Source organism: Aeromonas sp. QDB30, from assembly GCF_027707645.1.
GTDB classification, from domain to species: domain Bacteria; phylum Pseudomonadota; class Gammaproteobacteria; order Enterobacterales; family Aeromonadaceae; genus Aeromonas; species Aeromonas caviae.
Window position 1 is genome coordinate 1 of record NZ_JAPCIY010000152.1, and the last position, 2,476, is coordinate 2,476.

1 protein-coding gene and 2 pseudogenes are annotated in these 2,476 nt (G+C 55.3%); all 3 read left to right on the top strand.

Annotated elements, in window-relative coordinates; all coding sequences use genetic code 11:
* Positions 1-78: 78 nt before the first annotated feature.
* Positions 79-264 (top strand): annotated as a pseudogene (locus PG896_RS20780) (EAL domain-containing protein); the annotation flags it as partial.
* 267 nt (positions 265-531) lie between these two features.
* Positions 532-2,109, top strand: a complete 1,578-nt coding sequence (locus tag PG896_RS20785; RefSeq protein WP_270836178.1) for a retention module-containing protein — start codon at positions 532-534, stop codon at positions 2,107-2,109.
* A gap of 100 nt (positions 2,110-2,209) precedes the next feature.
* A pseudogene (locus PG896_RS20790) lies at positions 2,210-2,404 on the top strand (DUF6444 domain-containing protein); the annotation flags it as partial.
* Positions 2,405-2,476: the final 72 nt, after the last annotated feature.

Sequence of the window (2,476 nt, forward strand, 5' to 3'; positions counted from 1 at the left end):
AAGCAGAGAAAATCGATACAGAACAGGACCTTGGAAGGAGTTTTAAAGGGACTCAACGCTTAAGGTCCTGTACATGATACCAGCCAGGTCATGGAACCAGGCGCCGATACCTCCTTCCTGGCGGCTGTCTGTCGGGCTGCCCACAACGCGGGTGTCACGACCATCGCCACCCGGGTGGAAGATAAACGGCAGGTTGAATTGTTGTCCAGTTTGCATATCGATGGTTATCAGGGGTTCGTTCACCCTGCATTTCCACTGGCATAAGCGGTACAACTCGATAGAAAGGGGCCCATTAAGGGCCCTTTTTTATATCTGTTTAGAATATGTACATCATTTTTACGCGACATATAGGTAATATCACTAAAACTCGCGCTGTTACTTATTTGATTTTTATATGTAAAAAATATTCGTTCGATTCGCTGCATCGGATGAAGTCAAAGAGACTCAACCCTGTACATTTTTGCAACGGAAGCAGGACGGGGGCGTATCTAGAGTGTAGGCATCAAGATCTGTCACCCTGGAGCAATGGATATGCGCACCCAAATCATCGACAAAACCGTGGTCGTCTCTTCCGTAGAAGGCAACGTTCAGATCCTGCTTGCCGATGGCAGCAGTCGCCCTCTCCAGCCTGGCGAGATACTGCAGCCTGGCGCCAGACTCAATATCGCTGATGATGCCAAATTGATGCTGGCGCCCTACGATGACAAACCTGCAGAGGGCAATGGTGTCCCGGCAGGGACAGAGATGCCTCCAGAGGGGCAATCTTCCTCATCGGTTGCCAATCATCAGCAAGGCTCGCCTGAAGTGTCGCCAGAAATTGCGGCGTTGCAACAATCCATCCTGCAAGGGGTTGACCCGACCAAGAACTTCGAAGCCTCTGCTGCCGGTGGGGCACCTGCCGCCGGTGGTGGTGGCGGTATCGGCGGGGTCGCTGGGGCCAGTGGCAATGGTGGTTTTGTTGTCATAGATCGCATCGGAGATGCGACCATAGCCGAGGCCGGATTCGATACCGGCTATGACACGTTGATCGATCAGAATGTGCTGCAGGAAGACGATCTTCTGCCCGAGAATCAGCTCGATGATCAGGATGAGTCTGCTGTTACCCAGGAAGATCAGGCCATCAGTGGCAATGTGCTCGACAACAGCAACAATCCGGATGGTCCCCTTGATACGTCTGTCATTTCCTATAGCTGGGGCAGCAATCAGGGAATTGCTGCCGGCGTTGAGAGCACGCTGGATGGGATTGGTACGCTGATCATCAATGCCGACGGCTCCTATACCTTTACCCCTGCGCTGAACTACACAGGCCCTGTACCTGCGGTCAATTACACCGTAACGGATGGGGATGATACCAACGACTCCACTCTGACCATCACCATCACCCCTGTAGATGAGCCTGTCTCGCTGAATGGATTGCAGGTCGAGGGTGGTGAGCTTGTCCTTGAAGAAGCCGCATTGCCGGATGGCTCAGCCCCCGATGGCGCCGCCTTGACCAAGAGCAGTACCTTTACATTCAATGCGGCAGATGGAGTACAAAGCCTGACACTGGGAGGTGTGACGCTGATCAGCAATGGCCAGGTCTTGACCACCTTCCCCCAGGGGATCCCCAGTCCTTTGGGAAATCAACTGCTGGTGACCGGCGTCAGCTACAACCCGGTGACAGGGGTTGGCAGCGTGACCTACAGCTACACCCTGAACGATAACGAAACACATAACAAACCTGCAAATGATGGGGCTCTGACGGAGAGCTTCAACGTCGTGTTGACGGACCTCGATGGCGACACGACCAGTGCAGGGCTGGATGTCGTGGTGCTGGATGACGTGCCGACGGCGGTGAGCGACGTCAACCCGACGGCGGCGAGCGAGAGCAACCTGGTCCTCAATGGCAACGTCATCACCAACGACGTGCAGGGGGCGGATGGCGCGGCGGTGACCGCGGGCACCCTGAGCGGGACCTACGGCAGCCTGGTGCTCAATGCCAACGGCACCTACACTTACACCCTCAACCCGAACGACGGTGACTTCAAGGCGCTGACCGGGGGCGGGGTGGGCAGCGAAGTGTTCACCTACACCCTGACGGATGCGGACGGAGACGTGAGCACGGCGTAACGGTTCACCCAGACCAGTTGACAGGTAAAAAATGAGACGATCGTCCGGTGATCCACTATTGCCTCTTGCGTGATCCTGTCAGCTTGGCACCATCAGGGGCATGAGCACATCCATGACCCCACCGGCCGCTTCGCCGCTGACCCTTGAGCAGGCTAATGAACTTATTCAGAAGCTGATGGCGCGCATCGCCGAGCTAGAAGACCGACTCAACCAGCACAGCGGCAATTCCTCCAAGCCTCCTTCCAGTGATGGGCCAGGCTCACCACCACCTGCTCGGCCGCGCCTTGCCTCAGGTAATACCAATCAGATTAAAGATGTGATCTAATTGCTCTATTCTGGTTTCACTGTACTCAGTATGTCCGATCCA